The 20,019-nt window shown below is 59.7% G+C and carries 16 protein-coding genes; 6 read left to right on the top strand and 10 right to left on the bottom strand.

The genetic code is table 11. The features are described from left to right. From EII11_RS07200 to EII11_RS07215, 4 genes are all read left to right on the top strand, one after another. Nucleotides 1–623: EndoU domain-containing protein (locus EII11_RS07200; protein ID WP_165867097.1), on the top strand; the 623-nt coding region annotated here is incomplete at its 5' end. A gap of 26 nt (nucleotides 624–649) precedes the next feature. Then, on the top strand, nucleotides 650–1,159 hold the full coding sequence (locus tag EII11_RS07205) for a hypothetical protein (protein WP_124870804.1): 510 nt from the start codon (nucleotides 650–652) through the stop codon (nucleotides 1,157–1,159). A gap of 130 nt (nucleotides 1,160–1,289) precedes the next feature. Further along, on the top strand, nucleotides 1,290–1,721 hold the full coding sequence (locus tag EII11_RS07210; protein ID WP_205649265.1) for a hypothetical protein: 432 nt from the start codon (nucleotides 1,290–1,292) through the stop codon (nucleotides 1,719–1,721). Between the two features lie 375 nt (nucleotides 1,722–2,096). After that, nucleotides 2,097–2,666, top strand: coding sequence for a hypothetical protein (locus EII11_RS07215; protein ID WP_124870807.1), 570 nt, complete (start codon nucleotides 2,097–2,099; stop codon nucleotides 2,664–2,666). Between the two features lie 213 nt (nucleotides 2,667–2,879). Here the strand turns inward: EII11_RS07215 and EII11_RS07220 are convergent, their stop codons facing one another. Next, entirely contained in the window at nucleotides 2,880–8,300 is a 5,421-nt protein-coding gene (locus EII11_RS07220) for an endo-alpha-N-acetylgalactosaminidase family protein (protein ID WP_124870810.1), read from the bottom strand. 372 nt (nucleotides 8,301–8,672) lie between these two features. After that, nucleotides 8,673–10,031 (bottom strand): uracil-xanthine permease family protein, encoded by a 1,359-nt coding sequence (locus EII11_RS07225; RefSeq protein ID WP_124870814.1) that lies wholly within the window; start codon nucleotides 10,029–10,031, stop codon nucleotides 8,673–8,675. Nucleotides 10,032–10,278: 247 nt separating this feature from the next. Between EII11_RS07225 and EII11_RS07230 the strand changes: the two genes are divergently transcribed. Both EII11_RS07230 and EII11_RS07235 read left to right on the top strand, forming a co-directional pair. After that, the gene (locus EII11_RS07230; RefSeq protein ID WP_124870817.1) at nucleotides 10,279–10,803 is read left to right on the top strand and encodes a hypothetical protein; all 525 of its coding nucleotides are present in this window, start codon (nucleotides 10,279–10,281) and stop codon (nucleotides 10,801–10,803) included. Nucleotides 10,804–10,938: 135 nt separating this feature from the next. Further along, nucleotides 10,939–11,691: a glutamine amidotransferase-related protein gene (locus EII11_RS07235; protein ID WP_124870820.1), complete on the top strand. Its 753-nt coding sequence runs from the start codon at nucleotides 10,939–10,941 to the stop codon at nucleotides 11,689–11,691. 368 nt (nucleotides 11,692–12,059) lie between these two features. Here the strand turns inward: EII11_RS07235 and EII11_RS07240 are convergent, their stop codons facing one another. The 8 genes from EII11_RS07240 to dnaK all read right to left on the bottom strand — a co-directional run bounded on the left by EII11_RS07240 (nucleotide 12,060) and on the right by dnaK (nucleotide 19,942). Then, nucleotides 12,060–12,887, bottom strand: a complete 828-nt coding sequence (locus EII11_RS07240) for a hypothetical protein (protein ID WP_124870823.1) — start codon at nucleotides 12,885–12,887, stop codon at nucleotides 12,060–12,062. 198 nt (nucleotides 12,888–13,085) lie between these two features. Continuing rightward, nucleotides 13,086–13,862, bottom strand: a complete 777-nt coding sequence (locus EII11_RS07245) for a type 1 glutamine amidotransferase (protein ID WP_124870826.1) — start codon at nucleotides 13,860–13,862, stop codon at nucleotides 13,086–13,088. Then, on the bottom strand, nucleotides 13,859–15,319 hold the full coding sequence (locus EII11_RS07250) for a Mur ligase family protein (protein WP_205649266.1): 1,461 nt from the start codon (nucleotides 15,317–15,319) through the stop codon (nucleotides 13,859–13,861). Before EII11_RS07250 ends, EII11_RS07245 begins: the two co-directional genes overlap by 4 nt. Next, entirely contained in the window at nucleotides 15,316–15,819 is a 504-nt protein-coding gene (locus tag EII11_RS07255) for a heat shock protein transcriptional repressor HspR (RefSeq protein WP_240623100.1), read from the bottom strand. The genes EII11_RS07250 and EII11_RS07255 overlap by 4 nt, the downstream gene beginning before the upstream one ends. Before the next feature lie 141 nt (nucleotides 15,820–15,960). After that, a complete protein-coding gene (locus EII11_RS07260) occupies nucleotides 15,961–17,064 on the bottom strand; it encodes a DnaJ C-terminal domain-containing protein (RefSeq protein ID WP_124870832.1) in 1,104 nt (367 codons plus the stop codon). A 49-nt stretch (nucleotides 17,065–17,113) separates the two neighbouring features. Beyond that, a complete protein-coding gene (locus EII11_RS07265; protein ID WP_124870835.1) occupies nucleotides 17,114–17,803 on the bottom strand; it encodes a nucleotide exchange factor GrpE in 690 nt (229 codons plus the stop codon). Between the two features lie 38 nt (nucleotides 17,804–17,841). Beyond that, on the bottom strand, nucleotides 17,842–17,970 hold the full coding sequence (locus EII11_RS10910) for a hypothetical protein (RefSeq protein ID WP_276310958.1): 129 nt from the start codon (nucleotides 17,968–17,970) through the stop codon (nucleotides 17,842–17,844). A gap of 115 nt (nucleotides 17,971–18,085) precedes the next feature. Next, nucleotides 18,086–19,942: a molecular chaperone DnaK gene (gene dnaK, locus EII11_RS07270; RefSeq protein ID WP_124870838.1), complete on the bottom strand. Its 1,857-nt coding sequence runs from the start codon at nucleotides 19,940–19,942 to the stop codon at nucleotides 18,086–18,088. Between the last annotated feature and the right edge of the window lie 77 nt (nucleotides 19,943–20,019).

The following is a 20,019-nucleotide window of genomic DNA, read 5'->3' on the forward strand; positions in this document are numbered from 1 at the left end:
GGTATCCCATTGATTGGGGCCAAGTCGGTAAAGACACCCTCTTTGGTTTAGGTGGTGGCGCTTTCGGTTACGGTGTTGGGAAAGGCCTCCAATGGGCAGCGAAGACCCCCATCGGGCAAAAAGTATTGTGGAAAGTCGGTGGACAGTTGCGCCAGATTCCGGGGATCAAGCAGCTTTCCGACAAGGGCATGGGCTTTGGCCGTTACACCAACACTGCCAGCGAGGCGCGTACTCGACACATTCTGTTTGGCGATAGCCCAAGAAGTGGAGGGCATCACTGGCCTGCACAGCCCCCCGTAGAAGTAGGTATGCAAGGAAAGACGCCTTTTCCTCTTAGGTGGAGCGATGACAAGATTATGCATGAGATCAGCGAAATTGCGAACGATCCGACTCTGAACTGGGTGCAACAAGGTGGTAAACCCGGGGCGACACACTACAAGAGCATGAAACCGATGAGGTATGCAGTCGATGTCGAACGCCATGGTTTGCATTTCCGTGTTGTCACTGAACCGCTTGGTGAAGGAGTAATTACGGGCTATCTCACTCAGCGTCCACCCCTGGGGCCCGGTGCGCTTGCTGTGCGCAATGAGTTTGCTTTGGCAACTACTCATATTGACGACTAATCAAATCGGAAACAGGGGGGGGAAGCATGTTTGGCCATTTGAAAGGCTGGTGGCGGAGTTGTTTTGGTGCTGCTGATACCGATCATTTCACCTACGGCATGATCGACATGGCTCGTCGGTATAGTGATCGGTTCTATGGTGGTCAACAGGTTGTGGAATTCATGGAAGTGGATTACCGGGCCGGTGAGGATTATCTTGCGTTCGAGTTATTGCTTAATAGCTTTGGGGATGCTGATGTGCTTCCCTCGCGTGAAGATCAGGAGTTGATCGCCAAGATCGGCCGCTACTATGAGATGCCTGAGTGGGAGTGGAATCTATGGGATTATGAGAACACGCCCCTGCTGGACGGGATTGAGTTGATGGCTCAAGACGATGAAGTTGATCCTGATGTTGTCATGCGTTTGCGTGAGTTCGCGCAGGGAGTTGATGCGAGCGCGACCTTGGGGCGGGGGTTGAGTGAGTTGGGGAATGAGTGTTTCACTGCTTTCCGCAGATACCAGAAGCGGAAGCGAGTCCAGCCACCTTCTGGTGAGTAGGACAGAGATCTTTTCGCTGCGGCTTGATGCGCGTTGACAGTCGTGACAACAAAGACGAGGTTTCAGGCGACTTTTACTTTACGGGCTTATGTCGAATTGGAGTGAAAACAAGTGAACAAAGGACTTTGCAATGCCTGTTGATGTTCGTCAGAGTCTAGAGTGGGCTTTACCTGTGTTGGTGGAGGAGTTTGTGCTCGTCTCTGACACGATTCCCAATATGAGGGCCGGGGAGGTAACCCTGGCGATCTGGGGTCATTTTGTTGGGCAGTGTGCCGGTGAATGTATATGGGATGATCTGGACCCAGCGGTTCTAACTGACCGTTTGCACCGCTTTGTGGGGCAGCATTTGGTCGCAGTCGAGGGTGGTCGGGGTTGGCTTCATCTTGCTTTTACCGATGGGTGGATACGCGTTGTTGCGGACAGGGGGGATTGGGAAGGCTGGGTTGTGTCGCTTCCAGGTGTTTCGTGGGTTGGCGGCTGGGATAGCGATGCTTTAGGTTCCAGCCGTGTGGTGGGAAGAAAAGAATCGCCGAAAGCTTCGCTGAGGAAGCCTTCAGCGTAATTACCGTGTTGGTTCGGGTAACTGCGACAGCTGAGATGCCTCTTCTTTCGGATAATATGGCTCAGACGTTTACTGGTGGACGTTGTAGTGCTTTCGTGGTTCCAGAGGAGATGTTTTTCTCGTGTTGGAAACTCCAACTACCTCGATCGGGCGGCGGTTTAGTGTGATCCTCCAGTTGGGATTATGCAAACGTGAATCGCTAAAGCGACTCATCCTGTCTGGCGGCTCTTCACAGATGGGAGTGTGGAACGGTTGTTGGCTTCTCTGAGTAGTGTTGGTGGGTCGAGATCTCTGGACAGGTCCGGTGGTTGATCTTGCGTGCCAGGATCACCTTTTCCTACCCGACGCTGGGGCGACGCTAAAAGGAGGAACACGATGGAACTGGAGGCACCGTTCGCCTCGTCCTACAAGATTGAGCGGGTTGATCTTCCCCCGCGTGGCTGCGACGTGGAATGCGGTACCGAATACGGAGCCTTCCTCGACTCGCTACGGATCGAAACAGGGAAGATCTCGTATGTCCTCGGGGTGCACTCGCCAAAACCCGGCCTCAAGGTGCGCAGCGGCCTGTACGCAACGCCCCACCCTTGGCGTGCGTGCATCGTCGCCCGTGGGACTCCCTTTCTTGGTGACACGCGAGTACCGAGCTCCTTCCAGGAGGTGCATGAGGCTCACGGAAACGTCGTGTCCGTACTGCCTTTGACTCGCGCGAGCGTGCTACTGCTCGTCACGGAAGGAGAGATTATCGCGATTGACGAGGGCGGCGTGCGCTGGTGCTCCCCTCGCGTGGCCGTGGACAGTGTGCGCGTGGATGGACATGATGCCTCACGCGTGTGGGGAGTGGCAGATGCCGATTGGAACCCTACACCGTTCACCATTGACTTGGCTGCCGGTACCTGTGAGGGAGGAAGCGGGATGTTAGGTGATTCCGCTAGGGAATCTTCATGAACAAAGCGTCTGCGGCGCGCTTGACGTGTATCGATCTTGGGAGAAGGGAGTAGAACAACGCGCGCTCCACTGTCGTCTTCGCGTGCCCACCCGCGTGGGCTACTTCTCAACCGTCACAAACATATCGGGAGACTTGGTTGATGTGAACCTTCCTATGAGTATGGCCCTCAACCTGGGATGATGCCCAGGTTGAGGGCCACACGTTCATGTGCTCTAGCTGCGTTGACGTGTCCGCAAGGCAACTCCAGCAAGGAGAGCCAATGTCAGGCTCACGCCAAGGAGCCACATGGCTGTTGAACCTGTCCACGCCAAGGAGGCCTTGTCAGCAGGGCGGGTTCCAGGCTTCGACGTGTCCGTGTCTGTGCCCTTCGAACCATTCTGGCCCTTGGAGCCGTTCTGGTCCTTCGCGCCATCAGAGTCTGCCGGGCCCTGTGGCTGCGGTGCCGGCTCTTCGGGTTGTCCAGCGGACACCACCGTGATGGCAGTCTCTGCGCTCAACTTCGGATCATCCTGAATGAGTTTCACGGTGTGCGAACCCGCCGGAACCGATGCGGGAATAGCGAAGGTGAAGGTCACCTCGCCAGAGGCGTTGGCTGGTGTTTTCCCAATGAGAATCGGATCGGAATGAAGCTCGGCACGCACCTCCTTACCCGGAGTGAAGCCCTTACCCATGATCGTCAGTGAGGCCCCTTGAGCAACCGTCATCTTGTCCACTGCCACACTGGGCGTTGGGGTGAGCGACGGAGGAGGCGTGGGTGTCGGGGTGTGAACCTTCAGCGACACCGTCGCACTCGTCCAAAAATCCGGCCCCTGTTGAATAGCGCCAAGCGTCCATGTGCCCGCAGGCGTATCCGCAGGAACAACCACCGTAGCGCTTCCTTCGCCCGAGGCATTGGGCGTGATGGAGGCAAGTTCTACGGCGCTGACCGCGTCGCGTACAGAGATCGGCTGCGCCTGATCGCCACCGTTGAAGCCTGCGACAGACACGGTAACCTCGTCGCCGGGCTTGACCTCAGAGGGATTGGCACTCATGGAAGCTGTCGAGTCCGTGGACTCCACCGTGCACTGAACCTGAGCGTCTGCCCAGGAAGCCCAGTCGTTGCCAGCGTTATCCCCGCCGTTGTCGACAAGGAGCACCAGGCGTTCAACGCCGGTAATGTCCGCGTCAAGAGGCAGTGCGGGGCTGTCGTGACGCAGAACCTCGGTACGTGGGACAAGGATGTTCCCGTTGCCGTCCGTGACCGTGAAGCGAACAGAACCGCGCGAGGTTTGAGCGTCATCCACGCCAACAATCGCATGGAAGGCCGTGCACTTACCGCCCAGATCAAATTCGATCCGCGCGTCGGCGTGGGTGCCTAAGCCCTTGGCGTATTCGGTGCCGTCAATGCTGATAGCTGGTCCGTCACCCTGGTTTGTCTCACCATTGGCCACGTCGCGCTCAACGGGTCCCCACCCATTACTGGGGGTGCCCACGAAGGGCAGGTCAGACAGATAATTCTTTCCGTTCACCATCGTTGTTTGCAGCACGCTCAGTTGGGCGTTTGCAGTGACCTGGCGGGCAGAGCCTCCCAGGGAATAGGTAGCTGTCGCGGTGACATTGAATGTGCCTGCAGCATCCTTTGGAGGTGTCACCACCCACCTTTGGGTGCTCTGACCGAGCGCATCCATTGTGGAAGCAGCGCGTTCCAGAGGCACAACAATCCACCCATCGGGCGCTGCCAAAGAGTGGGTGACAGCCTGTGCCTCAGCGGTTTCAGCCGAAGACAGTCGTGTCTGAACAATAGCGCCTTGACCTGCAACGAGTTGGCTTTCAGGTTCCACCGTCAGATCAGCACAGGCGGGAGAAACCGCCGATGGGCCAAGGTCTTCAACCAGGATATTATCCACGGTCAGGTCAGCCTGGTGACCAGCGCCAATCTTTTCGATACCGAACCAGTAGGAGCCGCACGAACCAACAGAGAGTGTCGTGGAAAACTCCTTCGTTGTGCCGGTCACTGGGCGGACATCGGTGTTTGCTGTTGAGGGGAAGACGAAGTCTGACAGCCTTGTGGTGTGAAGCGTGGACTCGCGGACCGAATCGAAGGCGGCAACGAAACGGTAGGTATCAGGAAGGCCATTCTGATAGCGCATCGACACTCGATAGTCATGCCCTGCTGCGAAGGGCACGCTCGCGGGAGTCGTGCGCAGAATCAGGCCGGAGTTTTCCTCGTGAGCCTGCAAAGACCACTGTCCATCAAGGACGTTGTCAACAAGCTTGAAGCCCTCTACCACAGCGCCAGTGGAGTCCTTACCCCACCAGCCGGCTTGAGAGTAGGGAGCGTGACGCTCAGCAAGCTGCGTGCGGGCGTCGCCCCCACGATTCGCAATGCCAGTGACGAACGGCCAGTAGCCGCTATCTGGATGCTCAAAGTCCTCGAAAGCCACAACGCGCGAGGCATCGGCACCTGCAGGCAGGGTCGGTTCGGTGAAGGACACGAGCCGCAGGTCGTCAACCCGCACCGGGCTATCGCCCTCACCTGCGGCAATCTTGAAGGTTGCCTGTCCGCCGGTGGTGGTGAAGGTGACGCGCACACGCTGGAAGTAGGTGTTGCGCTTCTCATCCGAGGCCGTCGCATTCGGAGCGAAACTGTTGGAGATCGTGGTGGTCGGCACACCATTGACAGTGGGCTGCAAGGTGGTGGCCGTGACGCCCTCGCCAGACACGCTCAGTGACACGGCACGCTGGGTTGCCGGAGCGATCTCCACCCAGGCCGAGGCGTTGTAGGTGCCCGCTGGGAGGTTACCTCCCGCAAGATCTTGCTCCAACGAGGCCGGGCCCGCTCCCAGCAGAGCCTGCAGATTCACTCGGTCACTCGTTTCGATGGAAACGTCGCCGGTGGTGCGGTAGGCATCAAGGGTGCCCGAGAAGAAGCCGGGGTCAACAATGTGTGAGCCCTGCCCCCACTGGGGTTCCTTCGCTGCGGGGACGCTCGTTGAGGGGTAGAGCACGTAGGCTGTGTTCGCCTCTGCCTCAATGGTGACCTGCCCGCCGGAAACGGGAAGTTGGGTGACTTCCCTGCGGCCCTGGTCGGTGAGTTCAAAAAGGGTCACACTGGTTTGAGTCTTCCACGAGTCCGTCAGCGTCCACGTGGAAGATCCTCCTTCGGGGTTCCAGTGGTAGAGGCGATCCTGGCCGCCATCCTTCCAGGGAAGGAGGTAGCGTCCGCCCTCGTAGACGGTGGCTCCATCGAAAGTGATGACACGGTTGGTGGGGATCGTGACGCCGTCGATGCGCGTCAAGGGCGAGGTCGCCACAGTGCCGTTTTTGAAGGTGATCGAGTTGGGCTCCCACTTCATGATGTCGGACTGCTGGAGGAACTTCGTTGGAAGGTTACGTTCCCAGACGTTGCGGATAAATGGCGCGTAATTAACGTGTCCGGTCCAGCCTTCAAACTCCACTGAGTTCGCGTTGGACAAGATCGGGTGGGGGTTGAAAACGTCGCGGCGCGTGTTTTCCACAAAGCGGAAGATCTGGGAGTTGATGCCCTTATTCTCCTGGCCACCGTAATGCTCGTCATTCGCCCAGTGCGACCAGATGCTGATTTCAGGGAACTTATCGGCCCATTCAGTGCCGACAACCCAACCCTGCTTTTGAAGTTCTGCGCCCAGGCGTGCAGGCTCCCACCCGTTAGGGTAATAGACATCAATGTAGAGCCACTTGAGGTTTTCGGGGGCTTCATCGCGGAAGTCTTGGAAGCGCTTGAGCACAGCGCCGGTTCCCAGATCCTTGGGGCCGTCAATGTAGTAGGACTGGTTCATCCATCCCCACGCAGCTTGCGGCGGCATCCGCAGGAGTTCTTCTGAGAAGTTCTTGCTTTCTGAGTAGGACTCGGTGGCGTTGACGTGAACACCCATGACTGCGTTCCACTGGGCTGCTTCCTCAGCGAGGATCTTCAGGTCCTTGAGGCCGCCGGCGCGTTCGTTGTAGTGGTCGGCGTAGTCGGGGTGGGCGGAGTCGTGCCCTTCTGCCTGGTAGCCCTTGAGCATGACCTGCTGGCGCAGATTATCGGTTGCGAGGGCGATGCGCTTGGTATCGTCCAGGGTTCGCAGGAAGGGGTGGGTGGCTTGAGAGACGATATTGAAGGGGATTCGAGTAATCACCGTATTGGGAACGTCGTCGCTGCCGTTGATCGCTGGGCGTAGGGTGCGCAAGGCGATAGCGCCATCTTGCCAGTCGATAGTGCTGTCGTTGTTGGCGTCGAGGGTGGGTCGGACCGCGATGTAGGGGTTGGCGTCATAACCGATGGTGGTGGCGCTTGACCCGCGCCAGACGAAGTTTCCTGGCGTGATAGCGGTGGATTTGGCGTCTCCTGTTCCGGTCGTGACGCGCAGCCACTTGGCGTTGGAGCCCCTGTTGCTGCCCCGATAGGAGGTTGTATTGTCCTCGATGGCATTGGAGTCCATACCAAAGGACATGGCCGCACTTGAGGGGACGGTGAGGAAGGACGCATAGGTGCCAGAGGGCAGGGATGACACTGGTTCGATAGTGTCGCCGCTGCGGTTTCTGTTTACCGACAGCACTGTGGTGGCAACCGTGGCGTGCGCGTCCTTGGCATCCAGGGTGACGAGATTCAGGCCGGGAATGACGATCCGATGAACACTGGCGTCGGGATCGTTCAGGTCGGTGAGTTCAAGCCGCCACGTCCCATCGTTTACGGTGGCAACCGCCGTGAAAGAGATGTTCGTGCCATCCACTGCGATGTTCCACGAGGCCCGAGTGTTGGTCGCGTTGTCTGCTGGCGTGACGGTGACGGGGCGGGCGACCTCGTCAATGGTGATGGAGGTCAGGGCGTTGCCGGTGTTGCCGCGGGTTGTGTGTCCGCCAAGTTGCCAGTCAATAACCTGAGGGAAGTCCTTATGCATCCTCACACTGAGGGTGCCATCGGTGAGGGTGAGGATTTTTTCTTCAGGGATTGGGGGATCGGCAGGTGCTGGCGGGCCTGGGGGAGTGTCAGGGCCGGGGGCTGCTGGCCACTCGCCTGCAAAAGCGTTGAACTCGGCGAGGGAGGCGACCTCTTCACTGGGAGAGACAGGATCGTCACCGAGCTGACCGCCCCAGGACGAGGTTTGGACGAAGCGGACACAACGAGCCTCAACGCTGGGGTTGAGATCGATGGTGCGAATGGTGGCATAGTCAGCGACTTCGCCGGGGAAAGTGCCGGTCTTTTGCTGCGTGAAGGTGTTGTCGGCGCAGTTTTCGTCAGTTGAGGTCAACAGCTCCCATGCGTTCGCACGGCCTGAGCCGGAGGAGCTTTGGCGCGGGGTGAGCTGAACGCGGGCGAGCTTGATCGGCTCATCTGCGAGTTTGATATCGAGGTGGTGGGGTGGGGTGTCTTTTTGGGGATGCCACTTGCTGTGCCAGTAGGTGGCGGGGTCACCATCAAGGATGAGTTCTTTTCGCCCGTTGGTGCCTTCTCCGACGAGTTCTTCGGACTTGGCGCGCAGGACGCTCATGGTGGATTGATCAATCGCCGTGAGCGAGGGCGGTGGCGGGGTGGGGTCAGCGTAGGCGGCCGGGATAAGGGATGCGGCAAGTAGTGAACTTGTCGCGCTTATGCCGACTGCTCTGAGGACACTTCTCTGTGTCGGGGGCATCTTTGTCTCCTGGTTCTAAAATTCTGGCGAGTGGTCAACTTTGATGCTCAGTCGCCTACGTGCTGGAAGTCAGGTCTTTTCAGCACTTATGAGACTAGAGGAAAAGCCAGGATAAATGCAAGAAGTTGCTCAAATAGAGGCACTATCAATCAGCAATAATCAGTAATTCCAGATTGTGTGATGTGTTGAAAAATATAGGCCCGGTCAGTATTGGTGACGGGTATGTCGGATGTCCCAACAAAAGCCCCCAGGCAGTCCGCTCCGTCAAAACGGTGCATGTGCCTGGGGGCTTGATGAAGTTATACAGCCATGTGCGTGACCTTCACGATCAGCTTGACTGCGGCGCGAACGCTGCCCGCTTAGTGGGTGAACTCAGCGAGCAGCCTTATGGCGCGATGCGTAAGGCTCGCTTTCAAGCTCAGTTCCTGAAGGTGCCGAGGCAGGCGTTGCTGCTTCAAGGGTGGTGCCGCGTGCCTTCGAAATCCACCGCATGGTGTGGTAGATGATCAGGGCGGCTGCGGTGCCAAGGGCGATACCTTCAAAGGTTAGGCCACCGGGGACCCAGGTGAAGTTCGCAATGGCGACGATCAAGGAAATCGCAGCGGTATTGAGGTTGACCGGATCAGAGAAATCGACACGGTTTTGCACCCAGATGCGCACGCCCAGCATGCCAATCATGCCGTAGAGAACAGTGCCGGCGCCGCCCAGAACGCCCGCGGGAATAGTGGCGATCAGGGCGCCAAACTTCGGCATGAGGGACAGTGCGAAGGCAAAGCCGGCGGCCACAACGTATGCGGCAGTTGAGTAGACGCGGGTCGCCGCCATGACGCCAATATTCTCAGCGTAGGTGGTGGTGCCTGAGCCGCCACCGCCACCGGCAAGAGCGGTGGCCAGGCCGTCGGCCAGCAGGGCACGGCCGGTCACATCGTCAAGGTTTTCGCCGGTCATTGCGGCAACAGACTTGACGTGGCCAACGTTTTCCGCAACGAGCACGAACACCACAGGGATGAACAAGCCTAGCGTCGACACATCGAAGGCTGGGGCGTGGAACTCAGGCAGGCCCACCCAAGCAGCATTCTTCACGGGGGTGAAGTCAACCTCTTGCTGAAGGACGGCAGCAACATACCCAATGAGGACACCGAAAAGGATTGACAGGCGGCCGATAATGCCCTTGAAAAGAACAGTGATCAGGCAGATCGAAGCAATGGTGATAACGGCAGTCAGCGGGCCGCCCTTGACATTGTTCCAGGCGGCAGGCGCCAGGTTGAGGCCGATGAGAGCCACAATAGCGCCGGTAACAACCGGGGGCATCAAAACATCAATCCAGCGAACACCGGCGAAGTGGATGACCAAGCCCACCAGCGCGAGCGTCAGGCCGGTGGCAATGATGCCGCCCTGCGCATAGGACATGCCAAGGGAAGCGCTCACGGCGGTGATCGGAGCAATGAGAGCAAAAGATGAGCCGAGGTAGGACGGCAGTCGGCCACCGGTGATGAGGAAGAACAAGAAGGTGCCGATGGCTGAGAAGAACAGCGTGGTTGAGGGAGGGAATCCCGTCAGGAGGGGCACCAGGAAGGTGGCGCCGAACATGGCGATAACGTGTTGGGCGCCAATGCCGACAGTGCGCGGCCACGAGAGGCGTTCGTTGGGGGCAACGACTTCGCCGGGGGCGATGCTGGTGCCGTCACCGTGAAGCTGCCAGTTAAGGAAAGCTGCAGATTTGCCGCTCATATGCGGTCTACTCCGATCAGTTGAGTTGGCGGTAGGGCCGTTGAACCGGTCGGAATCCCAGACTACCCGCACGGAAGGAAGTGACGGTAGCGTGTCCATCACGCGAGGAGGTGGTGCGAATCACCTTCGTTGTCCGCCATGTCTTCTAGTGTTTCCTTAGCGGCGGTGGATTGGTGTTGGTGTTGCTCTTCGCGGTCTGCAGTCATGCTGTGGCACAGATTGGCGAAGGGTGTGCCATGCTTGCAGTATGACTTCGCCCCGCATGACCTCGCCCTCCCCGGGAAGCCCCCTACCTGCCGAAGAGATGCCCTACGCTCAGCCTGGGGCGCCAGTATTCCAGGGAACCTCTGGGGCAGCCGTTTCTGCAGCATCAGTGACGGCTGATTCGGCCGGGGCGGGTGTGCAGGATCGTTTCGCCGAAGGCGCGCATCTTGGGCAGCAGATTCAGAAAAACGCACCTGCTGTGGCTTTTGAAGAGGGCTTTACTGCTGATCCGGCGCGAGTTTTTGCAGGGCCTGGCTACAACTTTCCGCCGACTCCTACCAATAGGCCGAGCCAATTTGCGCTGTGGATTTCAGTGATTGCTGTTTTCTTTCCCTTCGCTTTGGTTGCCAGCGTTGGGGCCGGGGTGTGGGGCGTGATTCATGCTCATCTCAATTACGGTGTGGGGCGGCGCCAGTCTGTGGCAGCCCTGGTTATTTCGGCGCTGAGCTTCTTGTGGTGGCTCTTCGTGTGGGCGGCATGGGCGGGCATCTTGCCGGACTCTCTATGAGAGGGGCCAAACTGTGGGACTTTTGACCCCTAGATACTGGTGTCCGTGCGCTCTGCGTGGAAGAAAAGCGTGAAGTTCCATCTCAATCCGCCGAATACGACAAGCCTTTTCTATTTCTTTGCCTAGGCTTGGTCTATGTTGCCTTTTCTTCTTGTCTCAACCCGCCCAGAGGATGAAGCGGTCGAAGCGGAATACGCCTGTTTCCAACGCGTCACCGGCCTGGACGAAAACAGCCTTGAACAAGTCAGGCTCGACATGCTGGGTCTACCTGATATTGACGTCAACGCCTACACGGGCATCATCGTGGCAGGATCCCCCTACGGAACAACCACACCTGATGACAAGAAATCGGCCACGCAAAAACGCACGGAGGCTGAGCTTGCGCACCTTTTCACCGATATTGTTGCCGCCCGCACTCCCTGTCTGACCACCGGATACGGCACGGAGGTTGCAACCGTGCTGCGTGGTGGCCTGGTCAGCAGAGCTTGGGCTGAGGACCCGCAAATGGTTGACATCATGCTCACCGAAGAAGGCATGAACGATCCTCTTTTAGACGGGTTCCCGCGAGAGTTTCCCACATACGTTCACCATCGCGAGGCCGTTGAACGCATGCCTGAAGGGGCGGTTCTCCTCGCGAAATCACTGACCTGCCCTGTGCAGGCGATGCGCATGGGTGAAAACTTCTACGCCACGCAGTTCAACCCTGAAATTGACTCTGATGCCATCCGCATTCGCCTTTCCGCTTACGAGGATGCAGGCTATGGGACTGGCGGTGACTTTGACTCCCTGGTGCTCATCGGACGCAATGGGCCTGGCACCCACCAAGCGGGTCTTCTCATCCGAAACTTCATGCGCATTGCCCAGGCTGCACAGCAGGCAGGTAACTAGCGAGCCTCCCACAGCATATTGATCGGCATAGCCCAGAGGCTCTCACCAAAAGGCATGATCTCTGCGCCGGTGTAAAGAACAATGCCAGGAGGTTTTGCCGTTTTACGAGGATGTCGTCGCCATTCTACGAGGGTGAGGTTGCCGTTTTACGAGGTTGATGTTGCCATTCTACGAGGATGTGGTTGCCGTTTTACGAGGTTCAGGCGAGCAAGCACACGACGCAGGAGAACGCGCACAAGGTGCAGAAAAGCCTCCCATGAGAGCAGTGCCGATGCACTGTTCTCATAGGAGGCTGTTCTTCTTATAGCGACTGGTTCAGACCAGCGGCAATCCTAAGAAAGGCAACTCTTGCAGGCTGGCCTGAAGATTCAGTAGATGCCGTAGGTGCGCTGAATTTCGCGACGCTGACGGTTGATGCGGATGATGGCAACGATGCCCCAGATGGTCAGACCCAGACCAACGAAGCCCACCAGCGCACTCCAGCCCAAAGCAGAAAGCGTGGCTGATGTTGCTGAATCGATGCTCAGGCCGCTCATGCCCATGAGTTGAGCGTTCCCTTCAGTGGCGCACTCTAGGGTGTAGCTGCCGGGAGCGAGATCCTGAGCCCAGAAGGTGGGGGAGGTTGATGCCTGGAAGATCATGTCGTGGCTGGTGCCATTCGCGTCGATCAAGGAGCAGCCGTAGACGTCGCCGCTGTTTCCAATCACCGTGTAGCTGCCACTTTCAGTGACGGTGACGGTCTGTCCTGATTGGACGGGGGTGGCGCTGTTGGCGAGTTCACCAAGATTCATTCCCCCAAGCAGAACGCCAAAAAATACTGCGGGTGCAACGAGAAGCATAGTGACCAGGCCGCCGATGAGCAGGGCGATACCGCGGCCGCGACCAGGAAGGGCGGGTGCAGGCTGAGCGCCGTAGGGGGCGCCAGGTGCGGCACCGGGCACAGTTCCAGGCATCCCGTAGGGCTGGCCACCAGTAGCACCAGTAGCACCGGGATCCCCTGAAGGCGTGCCGTAGGGGTTGGGTTGAGACTGGGGGGAGGCAGATGCCTGGTCAGAGAGCTGACCGTACTGAGGCCAGGGGGTGCCAGCAGGCGCATCGGCTGAGGGGACGTTGGTGCCAGAGGATTCAGGGGTCCACTCGTCACTGCGGCGTCCGTAACGAGGCTCTTCCATAGGGTTGTCAGGGGTGGTCATCATGTCTCCTTCCAGACAGGTCTATGGCACAGCATAGCGAAAGCAACCCAGGCGCACCTTTTCAACTTTCTTGTGGAAGTGTGCGGAAAGCTCCCACGATTGACGGGCAGAAAGTGCCATCCACTCCCAACGAGCTCGCCTCAGCCCCAGGGTGACGCATGGGATGGAGTATCAGGATGGAACTCCCACATTGGAGAATGCTCAGGAACGTGCGACGGCTAGGCGTTCGGCTCGTAACTGCTTCACGCCGGGAATTTCCACCGGTGCAAGCGCAGCCAACTCGACACCCATGGCGCGGGCCAGCAACAGGTCAGCAAGTTGCGGGTTGCGTGCCAGCACAGGGCCATGCATGTAGGTGGCAATAATCGACCCCTGCACGGCACCTTCTTGCGTGGCACCCTCGATATCAAGGGTTGTATTGCCATTACCGAAGCGCACGCGCCCCAAAGGGCGAGCATCAGGCCCCAGAGTTGTGCCTCCGCCGTGGTTTTCAAAGCCGGTTAAAAGCTCTGTTAGCCCCTCCAGGGCGGGCTCGCAGACGAGTTCTCCGATGGAGCGTGCTCCCTGAGGGCGAGTCGTGGCGTCAAGCAATCCCAGGCCCGAAACCTGCTGGCCGCGAGCATCCTCATACCAGTGGCCCAATACCTGCAAGGAAGCGCAGATAGCCAGCAGTGGGCGTCCCGCGTTCAAAGCGCGCACGAGGCCGGAGTCATTGCGCAGCTTAGATGCCGCGATTTCCTGAGCAATATCTTCCCCACCACCCATGGTGTAGATATCCAATGAGTCAGGAACAGCGTCATCAATACCAATGTGGATGATTTCGGCGGCAATGCCTCGCCTGCGGGCGCGCTCTGCCAGGACGACCGCGTTACCAGTATCCCCGTAGGTGCCAAGTACTTCGGGCAGGATAACGCCGATGCGTAGGGTGGATTCCGATGAGGAGGTGTGTGGTACCTGTGCGGATTCAGCGTGGGTCATGCCTGTGCCTCCCTGGCATCAAGGATTTTCTTAAAGTCACGCAGCGAGGTGTAATTCAGCAGCATTTCCACCTGGCCAGGCTCACACAGAGCCAGCGCATCCATCGGTAGGGGTGCGACCTGGCAGTCAATACCTGCGTATTGCAGTCGGACGGCCAGGTCAGCGCCGCGTTCACCGCAGGCCACCACGCGGGAGCGGCCTCGCAGGGCAGAGAAATCAACATCCCACAGCCAGGACAGGTCCTGTCCGTCGGGAATCTGGCCGTTAACGCCGATGACGACCTGCTGGGCTGCCGGGTCGCACATGGCCATGGACTCTTGCCAGCCTGCGGGATTCTTGGCCAACATAATGCGGATTTCGCGCCCATCAACACTGTGGGTGGAGTAGCGTCCAGCTACCTCAGAGACGGTGCTGACAGCAGCGACGGCATCCTCGGGGTGAATCCCCAGAGCAACTGCAGCCGCCACAGCCTGGGCAGCATTGCCCAGGTTCACCTGGCCAGGCAGAGATAGGTCGAGGGGCAGCTCAACGCCGAAGGGGCCACGCAAGGTGGCACGGGCAGTCGAACCCTCAGCGTTAATGTTTTCGCACCACCACGCCGGTTCGGGGCGGGTCACAATAATGTCGCCCTCGTCGTTGACGACATGCCAGGACGAGGCGCCGACAGCAGAAGCAGCGCTACCGGCAGAAGCAGTACCGCCAACAGAATCCGCGCCGCCCGGCGTGCTGTTTTGGTCAGCGTCGCGCACCACGCGGCCGCCTCGTGGGAAGGACACTGAATCAGAGTTCCAGCGCCCACCGGTGGACACCCACACGACCTTGGGCGCATCCATAGCTGCAGAAACAATCAGCGGATCGTCACAGTTGGCCACCACCACGGCATCGGGATTTTCTGCCACGGCCTGACGAAGTCGCTGTTCGACCGCGCCGATCTCGCCCACGCGATCCAACTGGTCGCGCGAAAGATTCAGCAGAACAAAAGCCGCCGGCCGCACCTGGGCGGCCACCGCAGGCACATGCATCTCGTCAACCTCAAGGGCCGCAAAAGGGGCGTTGGGTTGAGCCATCAGCGCCGCCGTCACACCGGACGGCAGATTGTCGCCATTCGTATTCGAGGCCACCGCAGCGTTCACAGCGGCTACATCTGGCGCTCCCGCAGTGGAACACGAGGGCGGTTCGGCAGCCAAGGCCGTGCGCACCATGCGGGTGGTCGTGGATTTACCATTCGTGCCCGTGACAATGACGCAGCGCGTGTTGCGCGCCAAATCAGCCAGGATGGAGGGCGAGATGCGGGCGGCAATGACGCCGCCGATCATGCCACCGGAGCCTCGCCCCAATACGCGCGAGGCCCCCGCCGCCGCTTTACCAGCAGCAAGAGCAAGACGAGAACGGGCGGGGAGAGCAGGTGAAGCCGCAGCGGCAGCCCGGGCAGAAGCCGACGATCGAGAAGATGTCATGGAATTACGGTACGGGAGATTTCGCCCTCGATCACCCGAACGCTCCCACGAGGCGATTCAATGACCGCCCTCACACGCGGACGCGGCGCCCCCTGAGCACCCTGCGGCCAGGGACGCCACACAACGACGGGCGCAGCATTGGGGTCAGCGGGGGCCGTCCGAGAGACAGCGGCGGCAGCAGAACGAGGCACGCGTTGGCCTCGTTGGAATTGGTGAACCTCACCGGTGGGGGTGGCCGTAAACACGCGGTTCGCGCGGGCATCAATCTCCTCAAGGCGGGCGCGCAGAAGGTCACGTTCTTCCTCCAAACGCTCCACCTGGCGTTCCAAGTCAAGGATGCGTTGGATGCCCGCAAGGTTAATGCCCTCATCCTGGGACATACGCTGCACGTCGCGCAGACGCTGAATGTCACGCTGCGTGTAGCGCCGTCCCCTGCCCTTCGTGCGAGCAGGGATCACCAGACCCAGCCGGTCATACTGGCGCAGGGTCTGGGGGTGCATACCGGCCAGCTCGGCCGCCACAGAAATGACGAAGGTCGCCTGGGCGCGAGCAGCCCCCGTCGGGCGGCGGGATTCGCCCGATGGATTCACTCCCTGTGCGCTGGTCACCATATGAACCCCCTTTCCCTAAGGTCTGTTCTCTTATCCCTGCGCGATGGAATCGCTCAGACCTGCACGCGGCTCGAAATCAGCGGTGGCTTCAGCGTAAGCTCGCAAAGCCTCTTGTGCCTCGCCAGATAGCGACGACGGGGCAACCATCTGAAGCTCAACCAGCAGATCGCCCGTCACCTTCGCTGTTGTGACACCCTTGCCGCGCACGCGCAAAACAGCACCCGAGGAAGTCCCTGCGGGGACCTTCACCGTCACCGTGGACCCATCCAGCAGCGGCACCTCAAGGGCGCCGCCCAAGGTAGCCTCGGCAATGGTCACAGGCAGAGTCATGCGCAGGTTGTCACCATCACGGCGGAACACGGGGTGCGGGGCAACATTGACAGTGACCACCAGGTCACCGGCAGCGCCACCATGTGTTCCCGGGCGTCCCTTACCGGCCAGACGGATCTTTTGCCCATCTTTCACGCCAGCAGGAACGCGCGCCGTGACCGTGGAACCACCAACGGTCAGGCGAATCTCCGTGCCTTTGAGGGCTTGACGGAAAGTGAGGGAGGCCGAGGCCTTCAAATCCGCACCCTTCGTGGGGCGAGGAGCCGAGGAGAAACGCGGATCGCCAGCGAAGTTTTGCCCATTGAAAGCCCCTCCAGTAAAGGGGCCGCCACCAAAGGTACCCTCATGTGACGCGCCGCCGAAAGGCCCTTGAGCACCAAAGGGAGAAGGGCCTCCTTGTGGCCCGGCGCTACGGGCGCCAGCGCCTCGGCCCCCTCCGAAGAGGCCCGAAAGAATATCCTCAAAGCCCGCGGCAGAAAACTGCGTGCCGCCCCCGCCGCTGCCGGCAAACATGCCTCCAAAGAGGTCCTCGAACCCGCCAGAACCAGCCGAGAAACGAGCGCCGCCCCCGGCCATAGCGCGGATAGCGTCGTATTGTTTGCGCTGCTCAGCGTCTGAGAGTACCGAGTAGGCCTCGCTAATCTGCTTGAAGCGTTCCTCAGCTTTGGGATCGCCCTGATTTTGGTCAGGGTGGTACTTGCGGGCGAGCTTGCGGTAGGCCTTCTTAATCGCGGCAGTGTCGGCGTCCTTATCAACGCCCAATACCTTGTAGAAGTCTTTTTCGAACCAGTCTTGTCCGCTCACGGCCGATCACCGCCTTTCATTGTGGTGTGGTGTTTCATGCAGGGATGCATCATTCGGGGTTATCAACCAATACCTTGGCAACGCGCAAGACGCGCTCACCCATCGTGTAACCAGGCTGGAGGAGCTGGCCAATCACCGGATGGTCAACCTCGGGGTTAGGGCGAGCCATCAGCGCCTCATGCAGCGCGGGATCGAAGTCCTCACCGGCTGCGCCGTAGCGGGTCAAGCCAAAACGAGTGGTGAGCGTGTCCTCAAGTTTGGTGGCGATGGCAGCGAAGGGGCCCTCAACGAGGTCGCCCGCCTGACGGGCAGCATCAATGTCATCAAGCACGCCGATGAGGGCTTCAAGAACCTCAACGTGGCCGCTTTCCTTATAGCCGGGGATAGCCTCCTTCGTGCGACGCACGTAGTTGCCGTACTCCTGGTTGAGGTTGTAGTGGTCAGCGTTGGCGCGGGCCAGTTGATCCTCCAAGGTGGCAATGCGGTCAAGGGCGGCGGCCAGCTCAGAGTCAGCCAAAGGATCGTCCAGCCCGTCAAGATTATCGAGGCCGTCGAGGTTATCCCCCTGGGCGGGAGTCTCTGCGGCGGAAGTGTCCTCGGAGGCGAGGGAGCCTTCGGCTGAGGCGGGAGCCTCGTGAGTGAAGGTGCCCTCAGTGTGGGAGGTGTCGTCACTGCCGGGCTGCGCCTGGGGCGAGTGTGCGTCGTCGAAGGAATCAGGGGTGGGGGTGGTGCGATCCACGGTTTCTCCAAAACTATTGGTGACAGGTGATGATGAGGTCAGTCCTCGTCGTCTTCTGCACTACCGGGCAGGGAGCATGCGGTGGCTCCGAAGAAGTTGATATTAGCCCAGTCTTCGGCGGTAGGAAGGTCGTCGCGTTCGTCTGAGGTATTAGTGGTGCCACTCATGGCGTCCTCCGAAGGAAGGATTGAATAGTGTGAGGGGCGGCCGAGGCGGTGTCGCCTCGGCCGCCGGGTGTGAAAGGAACTTTCACGAGGTGTGCTGCGCGCTAGTGCGCGAGGCTCACTTCTTGTCGTCCTCGTCTACGATCTCAGCGTCAATGACGTCATCATCAGCGGGAGCGCTCTGCTCGCTGCCGGTAGCGCCTGCGGCCTCTTCAGCCTGCTGAGCGGCGTAGATTTCCTGGCCGATCTTCATGCCCGACTCGTTGAGGGCATCCAGCGCGGTCTTGACGGCTGCGCTGTCGGTGCCTTCCAAGGCTGCCTTGACGGCATCAACGTCAGCCTGAACGGCGGCGCGGGTTTCCTCAGAGATCTTGTCCTCGTTTTCCTTGAGGAGCTTCTCCATGGAGTACACGCTCTGCTCGGCCATGTTGCGCAGCTCAGCCTCTTCACGGCGAGCCTTGTCTTCAGCGGCGTGCTCTTCAGCTTCCTTGACCATGCGATCAATGTCGTCCTTGGACAGGGCCGATCCGCCGGTGATGGTCACAGACTGTTCCTTACCGGTGCCGCGGTCCTTAGCCGAGACGTGCACAATGCCGTTGGCGTCAATGTCGAAGGTGACCTCAATCTGAGGCACGCCGCGAGGAGCGGGGGCAATGCCGCCGAGCTCGAAGGTACCAAGAAGCTTGTTGTCACGAGCGAACTCGCGCTCACCCTGGTAGACCTGGATCAGCACGGAAGGCTGGCCGTCCTCAGCGGTGGAGAAGACCTCAGAGGCCTTCTTCGGAATAGCGGTGTTGCGCTCAATGAGCTTGGTCATGAAGCCGCCCTTGGTTTCGATACCCAGGGACAAGGGGGTGACGTCAATGAGGAGGACATCCTTGCGATCGCCCTGAATGACGCCTGCCTGCAGGGCTGCGCCCACGGCGACGACCTCGTCAGGGTTGACACCCTTGTTGGGCTCGCGGCCACCGGTCAGTTCCTTGACGACGTCGCTGACGGCGGGCATACGGGTGGAGCCACCCACGAGGACAACGTGGTCAATGTCGGACACCTGGATGCCAGCGTCTCGGATGACGGTGTGGAAGGGAGCCTTGGTGCGCTCAAGCAGGTCAGAGGTCATCTCTTCAAACTTGGCGCGGGTGAGGGTCTCATCAAGGTGGATGGGGCCATCGGCGGTCATCGACAGGTACTGCAGGGAGATATTGGTGCTGGTGGCCGAGGAGAGTTCCTTCTTGGCCTGCTCAGCGGCTTCCTTCAGGCGCTGCAGGGCAACAGGGTCCTTGGACAGGTCAGCGCCGGTCTTGGTCTTGACCTGCTGGATCAGCCATTCAACGATGCGCTGATCCCAGTCGTCGCCACCCAGGCGGTTATCGCCGGCGGTCGCGCGCACCTGGATGGTAGCGAAGCCGTCCTCGTCATCCTTGCCGATTTCCAGCAGGGAGACGTCGAAGGTGCCGCCGCCGAGGTCGAAGACGAGGATGAGTTCGTCTTCCTGGCCCTTTTCGAGGCCGTAGGCCAGGGCTGCGGCGGTGGGCTCGTTGACGATGCGCTGGACGTTCAGGCCGGCGATCTGGCCAGCGTCCTTGGTGGCCTGACGCTCAGCGTCGTTGAAGTAGGCCGGGACGGTGATGACAGCATCGGTGACGGGCTCGCCAAGGTACTGTTCGGCGTCGCGCTTGAGCTTGCCCAGGATGCGGGCGGAGATTTCTTGCGCGGTGTAGGTCTTGTCGTCAATGGAGGTGGTCCAGTCGGTGCCCATGTGGCGCTTGACGGAGGAGATGGTGCGGTCAACGTTGGTGACAGCCTGGCGCTTGGCGATTTCGCCGACCAGGACTTCACCGGTCTTGGAGAAGGCGACCACCGAGGGGGTGGTGCGCAGGCCTTCAGCGTTGGCAATGATGGTGGGTTCGCCGCCTTCGAGGACGGCAATTGCGGAGTTGGTGGTGCCGAGGTCGATACCGACTGCACGTGCCATAAGTGTGGTGTCCTTTCGTGGGGGTTGCTCTGCGAGGTGTCGCAGGTGGTGTGCAACCACGATCAAGATTGAGTGTG

Source organism: Schaalia canis (assembly GCF_003858455.1).
Taxonomy (GTDB): domain Bacteria; phylum Actinomycetota; class Actinomycetes; order Actinomycetales; family Actinomycetaceae; genus Pauljensenia; species Pauljensenia canis.